At 69.6% G+C, this 21,200-nt stretch carries 19 protein-coding genes; 14 read left to right on the forward strand and 5 right to left on the reverse strand.

Annotation, left to right across the window (positions count from 1 at the left end; translation table 11 throughout):
- Nucleotides 1–91: 91 nt before the first annotated feature.
- A complete protein-coding gene (locus OG329_RS29055) occupies nucleotides 92–319 on the forward strand; it encodes a hypothetical protein (RefSeq protein ID WP_405799362.1) in 228 nt (75 codons plus the stop codon).
- An 8-nt stretch (nucleotides 320–327) separates the two neighbouring features.
- Nucleotides 328–1,269, forward strand: a complete 942-nt coding sequence (locus OG329_RS29060; RefSeq protein WP_405799363.1) for a helix-turn-helix domain-containing protein — start codon at nucleotides 328–330, stop codon at nucleotides 1,267–1,269.
- A gap of 231 nt (nucleotides 1,270–1,500) precedes the next feature.
- Here OG329_RS29060 and OG329_RS29065 read toward each other — a convergent pair whose 3' ends face one another.
- Nucleotides 1,501–2,037: a hypothetical protein gene (locus OG329_RS29065; RefSeq protein ID WP_405799364.1), complete on the reverse strand. Its 537-nt coding sequence runs from the start codon at nucleotides 2,035–2,037 to the stop codon at nucleotides 1,501–1,503.
- 125 nt (nucleotides 2,038–2,162) lie between these two features.
- On the reverse strand, nucleotides 2,163–2,714 hold the full coding sequence (locus tag OG329_RS29070) for a hypothetical protein (protein ID WP_405799365.1): 552 nt from the start codon (nucleotides 2,712–2,714) through the stop codon (nucleotides 2,163–2,165).
- 310 nt (nucleotides 2,715–3,024) lie between these two features.
- Here OG329_RS29070 and OG329_RS29075 point away from each other — a divergent pair, with 310 nt between their 5' ends.
- From OG329_RS29075 to OG329_RS29110, 8 genes are all read left to right on the forward strand, one after another.
- Nucleotides 3,025–3,327: a hypothetical protein gene (locus tag OG329_RS29075; protein ID WP_405799366.1), complete on the forward strand. Its 303-nt coding sequence runs from the start codon at nucleotides 3,025–3,027 to the stop codon at nucleotides 3,325–3,327.
- Complete coding sequence (locus tag OG329_RS29080; RefSeq protein WP_405799367.1) at nucleotides 3,324–3,689, forward strand: hypothetical protein; 366 nt, start codon at nucleotides 3,324–3,326, stop codon at nucleotides 3,687–3,689. The genes OG329_RS29075 and OG329_RS29080 overlap by 4 nt, the downstream gene beginning before the upstream one ends.
- 462 nt (nucleotides 3,690–4,151) lie before the next feature.
- The gene (locus OG329_RS29085; protein ID WP_405799368.1) at nucleotides 4,152–4,640 is read left to right on the forward strand and encodes a hypothetical protein; all 489 of its coding nucleotides are present in this window, start codon (nucleotides 4,152–4,154) and stop codon (nucleotides 4,638–4,640) included.
- Nucleotides 4,641–5,882: 1,242 nt separating this feature from the next.
- Nucleotides 5,883–8,000 (forward strand): colicin E3/pyocin S6 family cytotoxin, encoded by a 2,118-nt coding sequence (locus OG329_RS29090; protein ID WP_405799369.1) that lies wholly within the window; start codon nucleotides 5,883–5,885, stop codon nucleotides 7,998–8,000.
- An 8-nt stretch (nucleotides 8,001–8,008) separates the two neighbouring features.
- Nucleotides 8,009–8,227 carry a hypothetical protein gene (locus tag OG329_RS29095; protein ID WP_405799370.1) on the forward strand — a complete coding sequence of 73 codons (219 nt, stop codon included), beginning with the start codon at nucleotides 8,009–8,011 and terminating at the stop codon, nucleotides 8,225–8,227.
- A 414-nt stretch (nucleotides 8,228–8,641) separates the two neighbouring features.
- Nucleotides 8,642–9,091, forward strand: a complete 450-nt coding sequence (locus OG329_RS29100) for a hypothetical protein (protein ID WP_405799371.1) — start codon at nucleotides 8,642–8,644, stop codon at nucleotides 9,089–9,091.
- 144 nt (nucleotides 9,092–9,235) lie between these two features.
- Complete coding sequence (locus OG329_RS29105; protein ID WP_405799372.1) at nucleotides 9,236–9,886, forward strand: polymorphic toxin type 44 domain-containing protein; 651 nt, start codon at nucleotides 9,236–9,238, stop codon at nucleotides 9,884–9,886.
- Nucleotides 9,883–10,194, forward strand: coding sequence for a hypothetical protein (locus OG329_RS29110; protein ID WP_405799373.1), 312 nt, complete (start codon nucleotides 9,883–9,885; stop codon nucleotides 10,192–10,194). Before OG329_RS29105 ends, OG329_RS29110 begins: the two co-directional genes overlap by 4 nt.
- A gap of 212 nt (nucleotides 10,195–10,406) precedes the next feature.
- On the opposite strand, the gene OG329_RS29115 is transcribed toward OG329_RS29110, so the two are convergent.
- A complete protein-coding gene (locus tag OG329_RS29115; protein ID WP_405799374.1) occupies nucleotides 10,407–11,483 on the reverse strand; it encodes a mechanosensitive ion channel family protein in 1,077 nt (358 codons plus the stop codon).
- A gap of 289 nt (nucleotides 11,484–11,772) precedes the next feature.
- On the opposite strand from OG329_RS29115, the gene OG329_RS29120 reads away from it, so the two are divergent.
- Nucleotides 11,773–12,309 (forward strand): HNH endonuclease, encoded by a 537-nt coding sequence (locus tag OG329_RS29120; protein WP_078077307.1) that lies wholly within the window; start codon nucleotides 11,773–11,775, stop codon nucleotides 12,307–12,309.
- 51 nt (nucleotides 12,310–12,360) lie between these two features.
- Here the strand turns inward: OG329_RS29120 and OG329_RS29125 are convergent, their stop codons facing one another.
- The gene (locus OG329_RS29125; RefSeq protein ID WP_405799375.1) at nucleotides 12,361–15,405 is read right to left on the reverse strand and encodes a beta-N-acetylglucosaminidase domain-containing protein; all 3,045 of its coding nucleotides are present in this window, start codon (nucleotides 15,403–15,405) and stop codon (nucleotides 12,361–12,363) included.
- A gap of 253 nt (nucleotides 15,406–15,658) precedes the next feature.
- On the opposite strand from OG329_RS29125, the gene OG329_RS29130 reads away from it, so the two are divergent.
- Genes OG329_RS29130 through OG329_RS29140 form a run of 3 tightly spaced genes read left to right on the forward strand, consistent with a single transcriptional unit; the run spans nucleotide 15,659 to nucleotide 18,335 of the window.
- Entirely contained in the window at nucleotides 15,659–15,916 is a 258-nt protein-coding gene (locus tag OG329_RS29130) for a hypothetical protein (protein WP_405799376.1), read from the forward strand.
- On the forward strand, nucleotides 15,917–18,040 hold the full coding sequence (gene malQ / locus OG329_RS29135; RefSeq protein WP_405799377.1) for a 4-alpha-glucanotransferase: 2,124 nt from the start codon (nucleotides 15,917–15,919) through the stop codon (nucleotides 18,038–18,040). It abuts the gene before it with no gap.
- A 58-nt stretch (nucleotides 18,041–18,098) separates the two neighbouring features.
- A complete protein-coding gene (locus OG329_RS29140) occupies nucleotides 18,099–18,335 on the forward strand; it encodes a hypothetical protein (protein WP_405799378.1) in 237 nt (78 codons plus the stop codon).
- A 159-nt stretch (nucleotides 18,336–18,494) separates the two neighbouring features.
- Here OG329_RS29140 and pepN read toward each other — a convergent pair whose 3' ends face one another.
- Nucleotides 18,495–21,065 carry an aminopeptidase N gene (gene pepN, locus OG329_RS29145; protein ID WP_405799379.1) on the reverse strand — a complete coding sequence of 857 codons (2,571 nt, stop codon included), beginning with the start codon at nucleotides 21,063–21,065 and terminating at the stop codon, nucleotides 18,495–18,497.
- Nucleotides 21,066–21,200 lie beyond the last annotated feature (135 nt).

Raw genomic sequence — 21,200 nt, forward strand, 5'->3', positions numbered from 1 at the left:
GTTTTCGACCGGGTCGCCCCTGGTGGTTCACGGTGCAGCCAACTACGCGCCCCTGCAAGGGGCGTGACACGACGTCAGGTAGGTATCACGCATGCGTTTGTTCCCCCCTCCGCCGACTCCCGGCGGTGATCCCTCGCAGGGAGCACTCACGACCAAGGAGCTGATCGTCGTGGTCATCGTCATCGTCATCGCCACGGTGCTCGCCGCCATCGGGATGCCGCTGATCGGCGCCATCGAGTTCATCGGTGGCGCTCTGTACGTCGCCGTGCGCTCCGTCCGGGCGATGCGTACGGCACCGCCGCTCACCGGGACGGCCTGACCGTCCCGGTGGGACGGCGTGAAGGCGCCGTCGTCGCGGGCACCAGACAGTCCGAGGAGCTCGCGCTGTGGCTTCGGTTGCAGCGCGAGCGCCGGGCTGTCACCTACGTGATGATGGCCGAACTGACGGGTTACCGGTTCAGCCCGGCGACGCTCTCGCGCGGGGCCAGCGGCCGCAAGGCGTCGCGCGAGGTGGTGCTCGCCTACGCCAAGGCGTGCGGCGCGGACACGGACGAAGCGCTCCGGCGGTGGAAGGCCGCACAAAGAGCCGAAGCACAACGCCGGCGCCGCGAGAGGGCCTCCACGGAGTTCGGGGACCTCGCCACGTCGGTACGCACCGCGATGACCCATCCGAGACTCATCGACAGCTTCGGCGAACTGCGTGACGCGATGATCGAGTTACGGGCCAGGGAAGGCCAGCCGTCTCTGCGGGGCCTGCAGAGCGCGGCGGGAAAGACCCTCGACCGTCGGCACCACCGGCTGCCCAAGAGCAGTCTCAGTGTCATCCTCCGGGGCGAAGAGCCGCCTTCGCGTGCTCACCTCACCGCGTTCCTCGAGGCCCTGATTGTCCCCGCTGCCAGGGTTCGGCTCTGGGAGAAGGCGTGGGACCGCATCACCGAGAGCGAAGCCCGGAAACCGCCGGTCCCCGTCAAACTCCGGCTCATCGGGTTCCCGCCGGCTGCGCAGCCGGACGGGCCTCCCGTCCCGGAGACCACCGACACCGGAGAACTCGACGTCTCACGGGCGCAAGTCCTGTTCGACACCGCGGGTTTTGTCCGGATGCCCGGCCCGTGGCACAGTCCGCGGCCCAACCCTCCGGTCGCCCTCACGCCCTCCGGCCTGCCCATCAGAAGGCCGCGCCGCGCTGCGCACCTTCCTCACGGCTACACGTCCGTCTCTCACCAGTATCAGTTCGGATCATCACCCGGGAGTCGTCGGATCCTCCTGTGACCGTTCAGGACTCGCCGGCCCCTGAACGCCTGCCAGCCCATCAGGACCTGCCGCCGACCCAACGCCCGCCGACCGCCCGGCTTATGAGCCGGATGGTCAAACGGCTCGTCCCGAGAAAACCGCGCCGCGCCCGTACCCGCTGGCCGAACTACTGAGCCATGCCGCGGCTTGCTGGGCACGCGCCGAACGCGCCCAGCAAGCCGCGCCATACCGCGTAAACACGTCCACGCGTCAGGAGGGTTGGTCGTCATCACTCTCGGGCGTAGGCCCGCGCCCCAAGCTGTCTTCGTGATCGCCGACGGTGTTTGCAGGGGCGTCGTCGGACAGGTGGGAGCGGTCGTCCAGGGTGATGGTGACCGGCTCGCCCCGTGGGGTGAGGCCGGTCAGGCTCGCTCCGATGCGTTCATAGAGGGTCGCGGCCAGTTCCCGGTCGCCGTCGCCGCTCCGGGCGGTGTGCCCGACGGCGTGCAGGCTGATCAGCAGGGCGATAAGGGAGCGTCCGGACAGGGCGGCCCGGACCCGCTCGCCGCCTTCGTCGCAGATCTGCGGTGGCACCCGGAAGTGCGGATGCCGGCCTGCCTCGGCGGTGATGAACTCCCAGACATCGCGGTGGCACAGCAGGTCGACGGAGGAGACCTGGGCGGCCTGCTTGAGCAGTTCGCTGTGTTCTTCGGTGACCTCGGCGGTCACGGGATCGTTCTCGACGGGTGGCGGGCGCAGTTGTTCCAGCCCGGCTTGCAGGCCGGCCACGTCTTCGCGGAAGGCCACGAGTTCGGCGCGCGCCTCCTGTCGGACCGCGTCCAGCTGCTGGTGCAGTTCGTTCGTCTTCTCAGACAGGAGGGAGGTCAGGGGAGCGAGCGCTTCGGCGAGGACGTCCTGGACGGTCTGTCGGATCAGATCGACGGGCAGAGCGGTGCGTCCGGGGATGTGGTGTGGTTGCCGTCGCGCTGAGCCGGGATCGTGGCGCGGAAGAGTTCCGCCGGAAGAGCGTCGTAGTTCGGGGCGGTGGCCACCATCCCGGGATCCGGCGAGGTGGCGCCGGAACGCGAGGCTTCTGGGCCTTGTGCGTCGTGGGTGGCCGGCTCGTACGAAAGCGCCGGGACTGCCGAGGGGACGGGCATCTGGGCGGCCAGGGTGATCCCTTCGACCGCGGTCCGAACGTCACGCATCTCGGTCCGCAGCTCGGTGACGGCCTGGCGGACTTCCGCGTTCAGCATGTCACCGCCGGCCGACAGCCGGTCCCTCGCCTCACGGAGGTTGGTGCGCATCCGGCCGAGCTCTTCGACCACGGCCCGGGTCGTGTCCTCCTGGGCGGCCTGCCCGCTCGCCTCCAGTTTCTCGACACTCTTTCCGAGCGCGTCCCGCAGATCGTTGCCGCTGTTCGTGACGGCGGTGTGCAGCATCCCCAGCGTCGTGGCGAAGTCCGTATTGGTGCCCCGAGCCATCGGCCCCCCTCTGATTGCAGCAAGTAGTCAGACGTGTTCGCTACGTATGCTGCCCGAGTGGTCCTCCCTCTGCCGGGCAATCACGCCAACTCACAGCGGAGCAACGCCAATCCGGTGAACAGGACGCCCGAAACGAGCCCGTCAGGACCAGCGGAAATCGAAGCCGCGGCACGACACTTCCGGCGGGCTCACGCGCCCAGACGGGAAGGTCCCTCGTTCGTGTGCGGAATCAGCCGGCGCTGCCTGGCCGGGAGGAGGGCGGCGTAGCGTGGCCGGGGAAGGAGTCAGGCGCCAAGGGAAGGGGATGGGCATGCATCAGCCAGTGGGCGCGGATGAGGCGGCGACGTGGACAACGCCGATCGGCGGTGAACCCGTACGGATTCCGGCGACGATCGACGGAGTCCGTGAAGCGCTGGGCGGCGACCCGCAGCGCCTGGCGGAGTTCGAGGCGGAGATCGGCGCGGCACCGGCGGACCGGCTCCATCTGGTCGTCGCGCGGTGGTCGCTGTCGACCACGGCCGCCGACGAGGAAGACGACGCGGTCGTCGCCCGGCTGCGCGTCGGCGACTTCACCGGCTGCGTGCCCCAGGCGCCCGATGCCGGGGCCGCGTGAGCCGCTACCGCGTCCAGTACGCGCCCACGGCCCAGGCCGCCCTCGAAGCCATGGACCGCAGCCTGCGCAACAGCTTCGAACAGGGCATGCGGCAGCCTGCAGCGCTCTGGCGGCGACCTGCTCCCGAATCCGCACCACGAATACGACCACGCCCTGACCGCCCCCGGCACACTGCGCGCCGTCCACTCGCCCCACCCGTCGCCGCGCCCCGCGAGCCGGTCGACCCCGCCCGCATCGGCCGCCGCGTCGTACGGCGCTGGGCGAAGGGCATGAACACCGGCGCCGTCGCGAACGACCTCGAGGACGCCCGGCAGGCTTCCCGGCACGAGGACCTGGCGGCGGACGATCTCTGCGGTGCCTGAGTGAAGCGGAGCGGCCCCACAGCCGATGCCGTGGTGGCACACGCCCGTTCGAGCACTGGAGGCCACGATGAGCGGACAGCCGCCCCCCGCCGACCACGTCCGGCCGCCGCCTGATGCCCACGCCGCACGGCCCGCGCCGCGCCCAGGTCGCGTTCTCCGTCACCTCCACACCACGAACGCGACGAGGCCGAAGACGACTGCACCCGGAGCCGTTCCCCGTCAGGCGGGCCACAGGACTCAGTTCCAGCAAGAAGCCGGCATCTCACGCACGCGGTGGAAGCCGGTGACGATACTGCTCCCATGAAACCTGCAACGTGGTTACGGCGGAGCCTGATGGTCGGTCTGCTGTCTGTCCTTGTGGCCTGTGGAAACGACTCGTCCCCTCCCCCGAAGAGCAAGGGCTCGGCGCCGGCAGAAAGCGCACCGGCCGATGGAGACGGGGCCCCACAAGGAAGCGGACCGGTGTTGACCAGCGGCGAGGAACACCCATGGACGCTTCAGGTGGTCACCGCCAAGTACTCCCCCAAATTGCCCAGGAGTTGGAACGGGCCGCGCGTACCAGCCGCTGCGGGCAAGACCTATCTCCAGCTCTACGTCGAGATCCGCGCCAAGGACGAGCAGCGCGGCGGCACGATCACCGACCAGTACACATCCTTCGGGATCGACCACTGCGGTAAGCCGGGCCGGGCCGGGATACAGCCGACGCAGGATTGCAGTGCGTTCCCCCTGGAGTACTCCGGCGTACTGACCGCCGACCAGATAGCCGCAGGCGAGATCGATGACGACATCGACTCCCACGACTGGGCCGGGGTCGCCGAACCGGGAGTCTCCTACTACGCGACGCTGTGGACCGAAATGGCTGAAGACACCCTGCCATCGGAGGTCACACTCTGCGACAGCCAACAGGAAAGTGTGTGGAATGCCTGCATTCCGGTGCGCGTGACCTCCTGACCTAGCGCCTGGCACGGAAGGTCTTGTGTGGTCGGGGCCCGTCTCGTCGTAGTCGTAACTCAGTCCTTCCTTGTGAACGGCGATCTGCGCCAGAGTGACCGGATCGGCCCCCATCGCTGCGGACGGGCGATGAACATCGGGCCAGACGGAGGCGACCAGCCTGCGGGCGATCTCGTGCTCGCCACAGAGGCTCAGCACGCCGAGAATCTACCGGGCCACTCCCTCGAAGACGGATCTGGCGGGCTGTTGTGCCTCACCCGCGCCCATACGCACCAGTTGATGCCGTGCGGCCCAGGCACCGAGCGCGCGATCGGCGGCCGCACGCCGCCGCGCATGGTCGTTCGACTATTTCACCCGCGGTCCGAGGGGCCGCCGTTCGTACGTAGGCATCGAGCAGAATCACGTCGAGCGCGGTAGCACCGAGCCGGTCGAGCAGAGCGAGCACGTGCGGCGTGACCTGGTCGGCATGGCGGCTCTCGTAGAGGTGACTGCGGTGTTCGGCGGCCAGGCCGAGCCAGGTGGTGACCTCGGGATCGGGGACCCATCCGCCCGCAGTCTTCCCCACGACCTCGCGCACAGTTTGCCCGTACGCTCCCACCAGCGCCCCAGGTGGCTCGCACAGCCCCGGATACACAACGTCGCTGGCGGCGAGCTGTCGCTGGGCACGGACATAGGAACGGACCGGCCCGGCAGACGGACGCTGTCCGGCCACGGATGGGGCCAGCCGCGCAGCCCGGGTCGGGCGGGACACTTCAGAGCGGAGGGTCCGGCCCCGGCGGGTGGGCTCCGGCCGCCGGGGGGCAGAACGCGAACTCGTGTGGACGTTCTTCCGGGACTGCCAGGAGTGGGAATGGATCCCCCGCCGGTTCGACCCCGTTCGCGCGCTGGCCATCCCCAGGAGCATCGCGGCACTGATCGGCCCCAACCCCCGTGTGATCGCCGACGACATATGGGCGAAGCCGTTGTGGGCCGGGCTCAACGTCGATCCCGAGGACTTCCCGACCAACACCTACGGGCCGTGCTATCCGATCGAACTGATCCGCGCGGTCACCCTGACCTGGCTGTTCAGCGGCCTGCGCAGCGACGAGATAGCCCGCCTCCGCATGGCGCGGGACGCCGTCTACTTGCTGGACGTCCCCACCCACAAGACCGGCACCTCTTGGGGCGCGGGCCTACGCCGCGTACAACCCCCAGACCAGCCAACTCACCCTCCCGGCCACGGACCCGCTCGTCACCGCCGGAGTGCCCCAGACTCTGAAGTACGGCACGAACTACAACACCATCGACGGCACCCTCAGGGGCGAGGACTACCCAGCGGTCGCAGGCCTGTCGACCGAGATCACCACAAACACCTACAACGGTTTCAAGCAGCAACTGACCGCCAGTGGCACGAGCGGCTACCTGCTCGACGCCACCTACGCCCCCGTCGGCGATCTGCGCCAGCTCGTCCTCGGCAAGGATGGGACCAGTTCGGCGCCCAAGGTCTCCCTCAACTACGACTACGAGCCGGGCACCCGCCGCCTCACCCGCTCCTACGTCACCGACGACGTCCACGGCTACATGCCGCAGGAGCTCAAGTTCACCCAGGACGACGCCGGCAACGTCACCTCCATCGTCGACGCCACCACCCAGGGCGGCACCGCCAAAGCCGACTACCAGTGCTTCACCTACGACGGCCACCGTCGCCTGACGGACGCCTGGACCCCGAAAACAGCGGACTGCGCCACAGCCGGCCGCACCACAGCCAACATCGACGGCGCCGCACCGTACTGGACCAGCTACACCTACAACACCGCCGGCCAGCGGAAGACCGAAACCCAGCACGCCACAGCGGGCAACACCACCACCAACTACACCTACGGCACCCCCGCTCCGGCCGCCCAGCCGCACGCGCTCACGAGCACCACGGGAGCGAAGGCCGGCGCCTACGAGTACGACTCGGCGGGCAACACCACCAGCCGCCCCGGAGTCCAGGCCAAGCAGACCCTGACCTGGAACAGCGAAGGCGCCCTCGTCTCCGCCACCGAACCCGCCACGAGCACCAAGGCCGCCATCGGTACGAGCTACCTCTACGACGCAGGCGGCGAACTCCTCATCAGCCGCAACACCACCGGCGACGGCGACACGGTGCTCTACCTCGGTAACACCGAGGTCCGCCTCACCACCAAGGGCACCACCAAGACCCTGACCGGCACTCGCTACTACCAGGCCGCCGGCCAGACCGTCGCCATCCGCACAGCCACCGCAGGTGTCACCACCACCAAGCTCACCTTCCTCGCCGGCGACCACCACGGCACCTCCAGCCTCGCCATCGACTCCACCACCTACGCCTTCACCAAGCGCCACACCACCCCCTTCGGCGCACCCCGGGGCACCGCACCCACCAACTGGCCCGACGACAAGGGCTTCCTCGGCAAACCCGCAGACACCTCCACCGGCCTCACCCACATCGGAGCCCGCGAATACGACCCGGGCATCGGCCAGTTCATCAGCATCGACCCTGTCCTGGCCCTTGATCAACACCAGTCCATGAACGGCTACCCCTACGCGAACCAGAATCCGGTAACCCACAGCGATCCGACCGGAATGTGGATCGACGACGGGACGGGTCACTCCGAGCCGATCAACGACGGCCACGGCGATCACAACACCCTCGACCCCACCACCGGCGAGCACGGAAGGGACCAGTGGCCGGTCCCCGGCGGCAGCGGCGGCGGAGGCGGCACCGCATCGGCCCCCAGCAGTGGCGGTGGTGGCGACGGTTGGGTCCCGGACTGGCTCGAAGGGGCCGCTGACACGGTCATCAACTACGGCACCGCCCTGTTCACCACACCTGACGTGTGGTGGGGCGCGGCTGAGACGGCCCGCGGTTTCGCGATGATGTTCGCGGGCGGCGCGGAGGTCGTCGGAGGCGGTGCCATCTGCCTCACCGGCGTAGGATGCCTGGCCGGCGCACCGGCCATCGCTATGGGCGGTGGTTTGGCCATCGGAGGCGGTTTCGCGGCTGCTGACGGTTTGCAGCGGTTCAACAGTGGTGTCGGCCAGGCTTTCCGTAAAGCCGAAGAGAACGCGGCCTCGAGTTCTGGTAGCAATGCGGCGAAGCCAAGCGGGCCGGTCGCAGCTCCTAAGGATTTGCCGGCGTTTCCGCAGGCCCAGAGAGCGAGACCCAAGACGTCTGTCCAGGGTGGTGGAGGGTTGCGTAAACGCTGGAAAGACCCTAAGGGGAACATTTACGAATGGGACTCCCAGCATGGAACCGTAGAGCTATATAATAAACGCGGAAAGCATCAGGGGGAATATGATGCGCAAACTGGTGAGCGGACGAAACCTGCAGACCCAAAGAGAGATGTTGAGCCTTGAGATTCGTTTTGACTGCATACGCGAAGGGTGATGATTTCCCTTCCTCGGAAATCGATGTCACGCATTTGGGGGCAGGGTATCTCGCAAGTCTGACGGGTGTACCCGCGTCGAGTCTGACGGATGTCTATCCCGTCGATGCGAAAAAAATAGACGAGCTCGGTAAAAGGCTGAACAGCATCCTCGATGCGGAGCTTTTTGATTATTTCGTGGAAGCTGAACAGGAATAGCGTCTCAAGGCCCGAGGCGCTTGCGATTGCTTGCCAAGCAGTTGCTGGCCGCGAGAGGCCCCACCGGGTTGGGTCAATTCCTGGTGGGGCATCTGGCGCTGAGGAATTGGCAACACCGGTATGTCGTGGCGACGGTTGCTGTATTTGCTGTATTTGCTGTGTTTGAATTTCGGTGCGACCGGGCTATCTGCGTGCGCTGCGACGCACCCACACCTGGCGCCCGGCTCAACGCGCCGTCGACCGCACCAGGTGGACCAAGGTCGGTTCCGGCAAGAGTGCCGAGTACTACCGCTACTTCAATGACGGCAACGGTAAGTGGCACTGGAGTGGCAGTACCAACGGTGTGACGAAGTCGGGTACACCGGTCCCGATTCCAATGAGTCGTGTTCCCATTCAGGTCAAGAGAGGCTAGACATGAAGTTCTTGACCGACGACGCTAGATTCGGATTTCTTGTCACCCCGTTGAAGGGTCGCGGCATGTTCCGGTTCCAGCTCATCATCGACAGTCAATTGATCGGGGACACCGAACCATCCATTCTGGGCACAGCCATGGCCAGGCTGGGAGACCTGACGCATCTGGACGACGATCGGCTAGATCTCTTGTCCTCAGACAGGGATGCCCTACTCGCAGTGTTGCTGAACGAGGAGGAGCTCCACGACCGCACAACCCTGTCTATCGCAGAGTCGTTGGACGACTGGTTGATCCACGGATACGTATACAAGGGGAATGTAGTCGTGGTGGCGCGGGGCGACGAGGATGGATCGTTGATGGGTCCTACGCTGGTCGCCGTCGTGAAATCTGCCGAATATGATCAGATTGTCGACGCAGCTCGCAGCTATTGGTCGAGCATCAATAGCTCCTAGTTTTCGTGACTTGCTGATTGGGATGCATGAGATTCACCGCCAGATTGCCGGGGCGTGATCCTGAAGCCCCATCAATTGTGATTGAGGGTTTTCCAACCTCACGCTGTCGCGTGGTGAAGGACGAGAACGGCCTTCACCACGTCGGTGATCCGAAATCTGGTCGACGGCACGATCGGAGGCTTCAACGCCACCGCCACGCCCGTCATCCCCCCGACGGGGCAGGCGCGCAGCGAGCAGAAGTTCACCGACGCGGAGAAGTGGATCTTTGAGGAGATGAAGCGGAACGCGAAGTCGGACACCGTCGGCAACATAAGGACCTTGCTTGATGAGCCTGAATGGTATGAGTTCGGGCGGAATTATGGATCCGACATCAACACGGCGATGGTGATGTGGGGCGTGAAGGTGGCCCCGGGCCAGGACTGGGACCACAAGCCCCAACTCCAGCAGCGGTACGACCTCCAGACCATCGACGACTACTACTTCAAGCAGCCCGGTACGAACCGCGAAGTCTTCTACGACATCTACTCCAACGTTCACTACGGATACGTGGGCCGGGCCGCCGGCTTCGACACAGACACCCTGATCCAGGGCGCCTCCCTCGGAGAAACTGTACTCACGGGAGACGACGACCAAGGCGATCAGATCACGATGCGGGTTGGGGTCGACCTCTACGAGAAGTACGGAGACGACCTGACCGAGGAACAGCTCCGGCAAGGAATCAACGACGCGATGGACCAGATGGAGCAAGCGCAGCGCAACGGTGAGAACGTCCCGCAGGTCAGGACCCGGAAGTGACGCGCGGTCAGTGGGGCTGCGTGGCCGCCCCCGTAGGCGGCCTGGCCACGGGCGTGCTCGGGTCTGTGCTTCTCGCGGCTGCCTGGCGGGCATGCGACGTCGGAGTGAACGGCGCGGCCAACGGCCTTGCCCTGATTTTCTACGGGGCTCTGCTCGCGATCGTCTCGGCGGCGTGGTGGGGTGCGCTCATCGGCTACGTAGGACGTTGGAACCTCGCGGTTGCCCTCCTTGGTGGCACGGTCGGCGCCGCGGTCATGGTCTGGATCTTCGTTGCCCTTCTCCACGTTCCGAACGGCTACCGCTGCTGACTACCAGGGTGTAAGAGAGCTGATCAGCACGGCAAGCTTCGTTCACAGTGAACTCGCTGCCCTGACCCGGCGTTTCGAAGAGGTCGCGGAGAGGCACGACCGCGAGTTCGGGATCATCAAGTCCGACCTCACCGCGGTACGCCTCCAGATCGGCAACCTGGACCAGAAGGTGCCAGGCCCTGGCCGGGGAGCGCTGCCCGGGTTGCGCGGCCCTACTTCGTCAGATTGGGGTTCGCGGACTGCGGCGGTATCGGCGACGCCGCGAGCGACTGCGGCGACGTGGGGCTCGCCAGGGCGGACGGCGCGGCCACACCGGCCGCCGGATCCGCCGCGACCGCCGCCTCCGTGCCCGCCAGGGGCAGTCCGCCGACGATCTGGATGTCCGCCGCGTCGAACGCCTGTTTGATGCGCCAGCGCAGCTCGCGCTCCACCCCCAGCGCCTTGCCCGGCATCGTCTTCGCGCTCACCCGCACCGTCATCGACTCGAGCAGGACGGAGTCCAGCCCCAGGATCTCGACCGGGCCCCACAGGCGCTCCGCCCAGGGGTCCTCCTTCGCCATCTTCTCCGCGACCGCGGTGATGACCTCGCGGACCTTGTCCAGATCCTCGGTCGGCCGCACGGTCACATCGACACCGGCCGTGGCCCAGCCCTGGCTGAGGTTGCCGATCCGCTTCACCTCGCCGTTGCGGACGTACCAGATCTCGCCGTCGTCGCCGCGCAGCTTGGTCACCCGCAGCCCGACCTCGATGACCTCGCCGGAGGCGACGCCCGCGTCGATGGTGTCGCCCACGCCGTACTGGTCCTCCAGGATCATGAAGACGCCGGACAGGAAGTCGGTGACGAGATTGCGCGCGCCGAAGCCCAGGGCCACACCGGCGACACCCGCCGACGCCAGCAGCGGGGCCAGATTGATGTTCAGCGCCCCGAGCGCCATCAGCGCCGCCGTACCGAGGATCACGAACGACGTCACCGACCGGAGCACGGAGCCGATGGCCTCCGAGCGCTGCCTGCGCCGCTCCGCGTTCACCAGGAGGCCGCCGAGCGCCGTGCCCTCCACCGCCGTGGCGCTGCGGTTCATCCGCGCTATCAGCCTCGTGATGGTGCGGCGCAGGACATGGCGCAGGACGAGCGCGATCACCACGATCAGCAGGATGCGCAGGCCGATGCTCAGCCAGGTGGACCAGTTCTGCTCCACCCAGCCGGCGGCGTCGTTGGCGCGTTCCGCCGCCTCGTCGAATGTGGCGGGCCCGGACGACGGGTCCGGGGCCGGCGCGGCGGGCAGGGACACGGCGGGAACCTCCTGGAAACACGGGCGGGACCAACCACACTAACGGGGCATCGCGTGTACTCCGCCGCCACGGACGGGGGAGAGACACTCCTCACGCGCCGCCACCGGGCGAAGTCCCAGGAAGCCGCGGGGACGCGGACAGGCCAGGTCAGGGGGTGCGGGGCGGGTGTGGTCGAAAACACTCCGAGCCCGTTACCAAGACGTGGTGGCGTTTCGACCAGGCATGAGGAGAGACTGAGACAGATCGTCCCGGCGCGAGCCACGCGCCGCCGGCGTAACTGGAGGCACCGTGCCACATGTCCTGGTCCTCAACGCGTCGTACGAGCCGCTCGGCGTCGTACCGCTCCGCCGCGCGCTCGTCCTCGTTCTGGAGAACAAGGCCATCTGCCTGGAGGAATCCGGCGCGTTCCTGCACAGCGAGACCCAGGTCGTCGCCGCGCCCAGCGTCGTACGGCTGAAGCGGTTCGTACGGGTCCCCTACCGCGGGCCCGTCCCGCTGACCCGGCGTGCGCTGTTCGCCAGGGACGGCGGGCGCTGTATGTACTGCGGCTCCGTCGCCACCAGCGTCGACCACGTCATCCCGCGCAGCCGGGGCGGCAAACACGTGTGGGACAACGTGGTGGCCGCCTGCCGCCGCTGCAATCACGTGAAGGCCGACCGGCACCTGCGGGAGCTGGGCTGGCGGCTGCGGCACCAGCCCGCGCCGCCGTCCGGGCTCGCCTGGCGGATCATCGGGACCGGACACCGGGATCCGCGCTGGATGCCGTATCTGCAACCCTTCGGCGCCGAGGACGCGGTGGCCCGGATCGACGGCATCTCTGCCTAGGATCCGGGCCTTTGTCGTGCCGGAGGCGCGTGCCGTGACGGCGCTGCCTCTTTACGGAGGCGGCTCCGCCACCGCGTACGCCTCCACCGACCACAGTGAGTAACCGAACTCCGTCGCGCGCCGCTCGCCCTGGATCCGGATGAAGCGGGTGTCCTTGGCGTCCATCCGGACCGACTCGCGCCCGCCCTTGCCGTCCGTCACCCGCACCGCGTCGCGCCACACGCGCCCGTCCGACGAGACCTGGATCCGGTAGCCGCTCGCGTACGCGTCCTGCCACGTCAGTACGACCTGACCGAGCCTGACCGGCTCCGCCAGCTCCGCCTGCCACCACGCGCCGTCCTCGACGGGTGACGACCAGCGGGTGGCCGGGTCGCCGTCCGCCGCCGCCGACGCCGGGAAGTCGGGGGTCTCGTCGCCGGAGGACGTCACCGAAACGGCCGGCTTCCTCAGGAGGTCGGCTCCGCCCGTACGCGGCGAGGCCCGCACCGTCACGACGCGCTCCTCACCGCCGAAGGCCAGCGGCACCCGATAGGTCCCCGCGGCGGTGCCCTCGGGGACGCTGATCTCGACGGGCACGGTCGTGACGACACCGCGCGGCACCGTCACCCGCTTGGGCACCGTCACCTCGATGCCGTCCGGGGCCTTCGCCGTCAGCGCGCCGCTGATCGCGCCGGGACGCTGTGCCTCCAGCTCCACGTCCACCGTCTCCGGCTTCCCGCCGATCTCGGCGTCCGCCACGCTCCGGGCGAGATCGAGCCGTACTCGCGGCTCGTCGGTGAACCACGGCACGACGCGCCGCACCGAAGGCGCCGTCGCGCCCGGCACGTCGGGCCAGGTGATCCGTACGGAGTCGGCGAGCAGCCCCTTCGCGTCCGTCTGGGTCCAGCCCGTCTGGGACACGGGGCCGAGCCGCCGCCAGCCCTCGCCGGGGACATGGGCCTCCACCCAGGCGCCGTCGCCCGTGCCCGGCTCCGTCATGGTCGTGATCACGCCGACGGGGCGCGCCCGCCCGACGCCCACGGTGTACGCGTCCGTGCCGCGGGTCGCCTGGGCCTCCGGCCCCGCCGAACGGTCCGCGCCCGTCCAGGCCGCCGACGACTTGGCCGCGCGGTCGAGGAACGGCTCGAGCACACCCTCGCCGACCCTGGCCGTGCTCCGTGCCGCCGCCGTCGCCTCGCGCAGCGGTTCGAGGTCGAGCGACGCCTGCCAGGCGGCGTCGCCGTCGCCCCGGGCCTGCGCCTGGAGCATGTCCACCGACAGTTCACCGGCCCGGCCGTAGCGCGCCAACTGCTCGCTCCACGGCCGCACTTCGTCGTCCAACCGGCCTTCTGCCGTCCCGGCCAGGCGCTCCGGCGTCTGACGCATCACGGTGAACGCCGCCCGCAGTCGGCTCGCCGCCCGGTCCCTGGCCTTCGGATCCGTCGTCGACGCCGCCTGCGTACGGGTGCTCCAGAAGTCCTTCAACAGAGGGCGCAGATACGCCGACTCGGTCGGGTCAAGGATCGACGACGATTCGTTCCCGGCGAGCGCCCCGATGGCCTCGCGCGCCTCAAGGTCGCCGTCCGCGAGATCGTCCATGGCCGCCTGCCAGGACTCCTGCGGCCGATAACCGCGCGGATTCCAGGCGTAGTCGGCGGCCGTGAACAGCGGGATACGGGACGCGGCCGGCTGCTCACTCGCGTTGGCGAGGAGCGCGGCCGAACCGGAGGCGACGGCGGGCTCCCGGCCCGTGTAGGGGCCGAGGAAGATACGCCCCCGCTCGTAGTCGTTGACCGGGTAGTTGTCCATCGTCACCAGCGGATGCTTGAACGCCTCGCGCGCACCGGCCAGTTCACGCCCGGTGATGGTGCGCGGCACGACCCCCACGCCCGTCCACGCGACCTGGACCCGCCCGTCGAGGTCGCCGGCGAGCGCCGTGCGGTACTCGGTGGCGCCCTCCTGGAAATACTCCGTCGGCATCAGGGTCAGCGGCTCACCGCCCGCGTGCCGCCGCGCGAGATGGTCCGCCACCGCGTTCGCGACGCGCGCCTGCGCCTTCGCGGCGGCGCCGGGACCCGAACCGAAGGTGTCCCGGTCCTCCTCGCAGCGCCACTCGCTGTAGCTGACGTCCTGGAACTGGAGCTGGAAGGCGCGCACCCCCAGCGCCCACATCGCGTCGATCTTGCGGTTGAGCGCCTTGACGTCGTCGTCCGACGACATGCACATGGCCTGGGCCGGAGCCACGGCCCACGCGAGCGTCACATGGTTGCGTGCCGCGCGCTCGGCCAGATCGCGGAACTCCGCCCGCTGCGCGGCCGGGTACGGCTCGCGCCAGCGCGCCTGACGGAACGCGTCGTCGCCCGGCGCGTAGAGATAGCGGTTCTGCTTGGTCCGCCCCATGAAGTCGAGCTGCGCCAGCCGCTCCTGATGACCCCAGGGCTCCCCGTAGAAGCCCTCCGTCATTCCGCGCACCGCTGTGCCCGGCCAGTCGCGTACGAGGACGCCGGGGACCTTCGCCCGGCCCGGTGCGCCGCCGATCAACTGGCGCAGGGTCTGCGCGGCGTGGAAGAGGCCGTCGTCGCCGACCCCGTCGAGCGCGATCGTCGCGCGCCCCGAGACGGTGCCCACGGCGATCCGGTAGCCCCCGGAGGGCAGATCCGTCCGCTCACGTGCCCGCAGGGCCCTGAGGGCGTCCTGAGCGCCGCCGCCGCCCGCGAGGACGACCGGGCCGGTGCCGGGCGCGGTGGTGGCCGTAGGGCGGCCGGAGGCGGGCGGGGCGGCCGTACGCACCGTACGGACCCCGGCCTCGCGCAGCGCCCGCGTCAGGGCGGCGACGGCGTACGGATCCGCGTCGCCGGGCGCGACGACGGTGACTTCGTCACCGAGGGCGACGGCCTCGCCGCCCGCCTTGATCGACTGGGGACGGGGCCAGACCTCGGGCAACGCCGACCCGCCCTCGCCCTCGCGCTCGCCTGCACCCTCGCCGTCGGGTGTGGTGGCCGCCGGGGAGCCCGGATCGGGTGGGGCCGCCGTCGCGCCGGGTGCTGTACCGAGGAGTCCGCCGATCACGGCGACCGCGACCGCTGTCGCCGTCCGTCTTCTGTGCCCGAGTCGCATGCCGGTCGCTCCCTTTGTGGCCACCTGGGCCCTGTCCGGGTCGATGGGCGACGAGCCCACCACCCCGGGGTGTGGGTGTCAATGCGTGTGGCCGTTGTGTCTGTTTTGCCCGTTGTGATAGTTAGGGGGGATCAACTCCCGCTCGGGGAACGCACCGTGACCCGGGGCACGTTTACCGCAGCAGTACGTCTGCGGCCGTGCCGACTGGGTAGGGCTGCTGTGTCCTGTTGTCCGAGCATTTGGAGGCGCCGTCATGGCCGCAGCCGCGCAGTTGTGTCACACCGCCCTTTCCAAACAGACGGTTCCTGGTGACCCGGCCGGCGAAGAACCCCTCGCCGTCACCCTGCCCGGACCGCTGACCGGCGACATCCCGGGTCCGCTCACCAGCGAACCGCCCCTCGCCGACGCCGCACCGCTCACCAGCGAGCCCCCGCTCGCCGATGCCGCACCACTTACCAGCGAGCCGACCGCGCCCGGTACGGCCGGTGGCACGGAGTTCTCAGGAGTCTGAATGGGCCTGGCCAGGCTCGCGGCGCTGCACGGTGTCGCCACCGTCCACTCACCCGGCCCCGACGTCAGCGTCCCGGTCCCCGACGAGACGGTCGTCGCGGTGCTCGCCGCGCTGGGCGTCGACGCGTCGACCGACGACGCCGTCCGGTCCGCGCTGGCCGAGGCCGAGTCCGCCGCCGAGAGCCGCCTGTTGCCGCCCACCGTGGTCGTGTGGACGACCCCCGCCGAATCGGACGCGGCGGCAGCGCCGCCCGCGCTTCCCCGGGCCCTGGCCGATCTGCCGCCCGGCACCGTCCTGAGTGTGGAGACCGAGCAGGGCGACACGGTCGAGTGGCCGTCGCTCGACGCCCGGCCGACACACGCCCCTGAGAGCCGTTCCTGGCCCGAACTGCCCCTCGGGGTCCACCGGATCGTCGCAGTCGCCGCGGACGGCCGTACGGCCGGCGCCGTGCTCGTCGTCGCCCCGCGTGAGGTGCCGCAGCCCCCGCCCCGTACGCACGGCTTCCTCGTCCAGCTCTACTCCCTGCTGTCCACCCGCTCCTGGGGCATGGGCGACCTCGGCGACCTCGCCGAGGTCGCCACCTGGTCCGGCCGGGAGCTGGGCGCCGGATTCGTCCAGATCAACCCGCTGCACGCCGCCGTCCCCGGCGACCCCACCGACCCCTCGCCGTACCGCCCCTCCTCGCGCCGCTTCCCCGACCCCGTCCATCTGCGGGTCGAGGCCGTCCCCGAGTACGCGTACGTCACCGGCCCCGGGACCGCACAACTCGACGGGCTGCTGGAGCGGGCCGCCGCTCTGCGCGCCGCCGTCCTGGAGAAGGACGCGCTCATCGACCGCGACGCCGTGTGGCAGCTCAAGCGCGAGGCCCTGGGCATCGTGCGCGAGATCCCGCTCGGCCCCGGCCGCCGCGCCGCGTACCACCACTTCCTGGCCGAGCAGGGCCAGGCCCTTCAGGACCACGCCACCTGGTGCGCCCTCGCCGAGGTGTACGGCTCCGAGTGGCACGACTGGCCGCGGGGGCTGCGCGACCCGCGCTCCGCCGAGACGAGCCGCGCCCGGCACGAACTGACCGACCGCGTCGACTTCCACCGCTGGCTGGCCTGGCTCACCGACGAACAGCTCGCGGCGGCGGACCGCGCCGCCCGTGACGCGGGCATGGCCGTCGGCATCGTCCACGACCTCGCGGTCGGCGTTCACCCCGGCGGGGCCGACGCCTGGGCGCAGCGCGACGCCTTCGCCGAGGGCATGTCCGTGGGCGCCCCGCCGGACGCGTTCAACGCCCACGGCCAGGACTGGGGACTGCCGCCCTGGCGCCCCGACGTCCTCGCCGCGTCCGGCTACGCGCCGTACAGAGGACTGCTGCGCGGCCTGCTCACACACGCCGGCGCCCTGCGGATCGACCATGTGATGGGCCTCTTCCGGCTCTGGTGGGTCCCGGCGGGCGCGGACCCCACCCGAGGCACGTACGTGCGTTACGACGCCGAGGCGATGCTCGCCGTCCTCGTCCTGGAGGCGCACCGCGCGGGCGCCGTCGTCATAGGAGAAGACCTGGGCACGGTCGAGCCCGGCGTACGGGAGGCACTGCACCGGCGCGGCGTGCTCGGCACGTCCGTGCTCTGGTTCGAGCGCGACTGGCAGGGCACGGGCCGCCCGCTGGCCCCGGAGAGCTGGCGCGAGGACTGCGTCGCCACCGCCACGACCCACGACCTGCCGTCCACCGCCGCGCGGCTCACCGGCGAGCATGTGGAGCTGCGGCACCGCCTCGGGCTGCTCGGCCGCCCGCTGGAGCAGGAGCGGCGCGAGGAGTCCGCCGAGGTCGCCGACTGGCTGGCCACGCTCACCCGGCTCGGTCTGCTGCCGCCGGACGGCGGCGACGAGGAGGAGCGCATCCGCGCGTTCCACCGCTTCCTGGTGCGCACCCCGGCCCGCATGATCGGTGTCTGGCTGCCCGACGCGGTGGGCGACCGCAGACCGCAGAATCTGCCCGGCACCTGGGACCAGTATCCGAACTGGCGCCTGCCGGTCGCCGACGCGCGGGGCCGCCCGATGACCCTGGAGGAACTGGCCGCCTCGCCCCGGCTGCACGGCCTGATGGCCGTATTGCGGCCCTCTGCCGTGTCTTGACCCTTTGGTACGGCACCCCGGGCGCGCGGTCGCCCCGCGCGTTCGCTACGTTGGCACCGTGGACAAGAAGAACGCCTTGCGCGCCGGCGCTGTCATGGCCGGAACGACGCTGATGATGCTGCTCATGTCGTCTCCCGTGCTCGCCGCCACCCCGGACGACGGCGACGACCCGGGTCCGGGCCTGACGGTCGTGGAGACCCTCGGCCTGTACGTGGGCATCCCGCTGCTGCTGTTCGCGGTGATCGCCGGACTGGTGATGGTCCTCGACAAGTCGAAGAAGGAACACCGGGTCTGAGGACCCCTCTTCTGAAGAAGGCGCCGCGCGGCACAGGTGTGCCACGCGGCGCCTTTCCGCGCGCCGCCTTTCCGCGCGCCGCGCCCTTCTGACGAGGCGGGGCCGGCCCCGAATGACAGGACCGGCCCCACCCTCCGCCGGAGTCACCTCAGCGCGTCGTCACCCGGCCGCGCCGTCCGCCGCCTGGGCGCGCAGCGCGCGCTCCACGCCCGCGCGGGACTCCGACATCAGCCGGCGCAGCGCCGCGTTCGGTGATGCCGAGTCCAGCCAGGCGTCCGTCGCGTCCAGTGTCGACCGCGACACCTGGAGCGCGGGATACAGGCCCAGCGCGATCTGCTGCGCCATCTCGTGGCTGCGTGAGTCCCACACGTCCTTGACGGCCGCGAAGTACTTCTGCGTGTACGGCGCCAGCAGTTCGAGCTGGTCCGTCTGGACGAAGCCGCCGATGACCGCCTCCTGGAGCGCGTTCGGGAGCTTGTCGGACTCCACGACCGACGCCCACGCCTCGGCCTTCGCCTCGGCGGTCGGCCGCGCCGCGCGGGCCGCCGCGGCGTGCCGCTCGCCCGCCGCCGTACGGTCGCGCTCGTACTCGGCGGCGATCTCCTCCTCGTCGTGCAGACCGACCGCCGCCAGACGCTGGACGAACGCCCAGCGCAGCTCGGTGTCGACCGCCAGGCCGTCGATCGACTCCGAACCGTCCAACAGCCCCTGGAGCACGTCCAGTTGCTGCGGGGTGCGGGCCGTCGCCGCGAAGGCGCGCGCCCACGCGAGCTGGTGGTCGCTGCCCGGCCGCGCCGTCCGCAGTTGCGCCAGCGTCGCCTCCGTCCACCGCGTGAGCCCCGTCTCGCGCCAGGCCGGCGCCGCGTACAGGTCCAGCGCGAGCTTCACCTGGCGGTGCAGCGACTGCACGACGCCGATGTCCGTCTCCTTGGCGATGCCCGACAGCACCAGCGCCAGATAGTCGCGGGTCGCCAGCTCGCCGTCGCGCGTCATGTCCCACGCCGACGCCCAGCTCAGCGCGCGCGGCAGCGACTCCGTGAAGTCTCCCAGGTGCGCGGTGACGACCCGCAGCGACTCCTCGTCCAGGCGGACCTTCGCGTAGCTCAGGTCGTCGTCGTTGAGCAGGATCACCGCGGGCCGCGGCGTGTTCGCCGGGAACGGCACCTGGGTCAGCTCGCCCTCGACGTCCAGCTCGATGCGGCTGGTGCGGACCAGTTGGCCGTCCGCGTCCAGGTCGTAGCAGCCGATCGCGATGCGGTGCGGGCGCAGCACCGGTGTGCCCTTCGCGCCCGGGGGCAGTGCGGGCGCCTCCTGCCGTACGGCGAGGGACACCACGTGCCCCGCACCGTCCAGCTCGATCTCCGGCCGCAGGATGTTGATCCCGGCCGTCTCCAGCCATGCCTTCGACCAGGTCTTCAGATCACGCCCGGAGGTCTCCTCCAGCGCGCCGAGCAGATCGGACAGGCGCGTGTTCCCGAACGCGTGCGCCTTGAAGTACGCCTGTACGCCCCGGAAGAACTCGTCCTGCCCGACATAGGCGACGAGCTGCTTGAGTACGGAGGCGCCCTTCGCGTACGTGATCCCGTCGAAGTTGACGAGCACGTCGTCCAGGTCGGTGATGTCCGCCATGATCGGGTGCGTCGACGGGAGCTGGTCCTGCCGGTACGCCCAGGTCTTCATGGAGTTGGCGAACGTCGTCCACGACTGCGGCCACCGCGAGCCGGGCGCGTGCGCGAGACACGCGATCGAGGTGTACGTCGCGAACGACTCGTTCAGCCACAGGTCGTTCCACCACTCCATGGTGACCAGGTCGCCGAACCACATGTGCGCCAGCTCGTGCAGGATCGTCTCGGCGCGCGTCTCGTACGCCGCGTCCGTCACCTTCGAGCGGAAGACGTACTGGTCGCGGATGGTGACGGCGCCCGCGTTCTCCATCGCGCCCGCGTTGAACTCCGGTACGAACAACTGGTCGTACTTGGCGAACGGATACGCGTAGTCGAACTTCTCCTGGAACCACTCGAAGCCGAGCCGCGTGACCTCGAAGATCGCGTCCGCGTCCAGATACTCGGCGAGCGAGGGCCTGCAGTAGACACCGAGCGGCACCGACTGGCCGTCCTTGTCGTACGTGCTGTGCACCGAGTGGTACGGGCCGACGATCAGCGCGGTGATGTACGTCGAGATCCGCGGCGTCGGCTCGAAGCGCCACACGTTCGCATCGGGCTCGGGCGTGGGGGAGTTCGAGACAACGGTCCAGCCCTCGGGGGCGGTCACGGTGAACCGGAACGTCGCCTTGAGGTCCGGCTGCTCGAACGAGGCGAACACGCGGCGCGCGTCCGGCACCTCGAACTGCGTGTACAGATACGCCTGTTGGTCGACCGGGTCGACGAAGCGGTGCAGGCCCTCACCGGTGTTGGTGTACTCGCAGTCCGCGCTCACCGTCAGCTCGTTCGCGCCCTGCCGCAGATCGTGCAGCGTGATGCGCGAGTCCCGGAACACCGCGGCCACGTTCAGCGCCTTGCCGTTCAGCACCACCTCGTGCACGGCGGGTGCCACCAGGTCGATGAAGGACTCCGCCCCGGCTTCCGCGCTCTCGAAACGCACGGTCGTGACGGACCGGTAGGTGCCGCCCTCCTGCGCGCCGCTGAGATCGAGGTCGATCTCGTACGAGTCAACGGTGAGGAGGCGCGCCCGCGCTTGCGCCTCTTCACGGGTCAGATTTGTGCCAGGCACCCGGTCATCTCCTCGGATCGGTACGTTTTGGCTCATCCTTCCATGCGGACCCCGTCCGCCGCCCGGCAGTAAACACGCCGCCCCGAGCCGCACCGCGACGTCCGAAAACCGCCGGTCGGCGCGCGGTCGCGGCGC

It is taken from the genome of Streptomyces sp. NBC_01506 (genome assembly GCF_045040295.1).
In the GTDB taxonomy this organism is placed as follows: Bacteria; Actinomycetota; Actinomycetes; order Streptomycetales; family Streptomycetaceae; genus Streptomyces.

What these genes read in the sequence shown, in the direction of transcription:
- OG329_RS29055 (WP_405799362.1), top strand. Translation starts at nt 92, where the DNA reads ATGCGTTTGTTCCCCCCTCCGCCGACTCCCGGCGGTGATCCCTCGCAG.
- OG329_RS29100 (WP_405799371.1), top strand. Translation starts at nt 8,642, where the DNA reads ATGAAGTTCTTGACCGACGACGCTAGATTCGGATTTCTTGTCACCCCG.
- OG329_RS29130 (WP_405799376.1), top strand. Translation starts at nt 15,659, where the DNA reads ATGGCCGCAGCCGCGCAGTTGTGTCACACCGCCCTTTCCAAACAGACG.
- malQ (WP_405799377.1), top strand. Translation starts at nt 15,917, where the DNA reads ATGGGCCTGGCCAGGCTCGCGGCGCTGCACGGTGTCGCCACCGTCCAC.
- OG329_RS29125 (WP_405799375.1), bottom strand. Translation starts at nt 15,405, where the DNA reads ATGCGACTCGGGCACAGAAGACGGACGGCGACAGCGGTCGCGGTCGCC.
- OG329_RS29070 (WP_405799365.1), bottom strand. Translation starts at nt 2,714, where the DNA reads ATGGCTCGGGGCACCAATACGGACTTCGCCACGACGCTGGGGATGCTG.
- OG329_RS29075 (WP_405799366.1), top strand. Translation starts at nt 3,025, where the DNA reads ATGCATCAGCCAGTGGGCGCGGATGAGGCGGCGACGTGGACAACGCCG.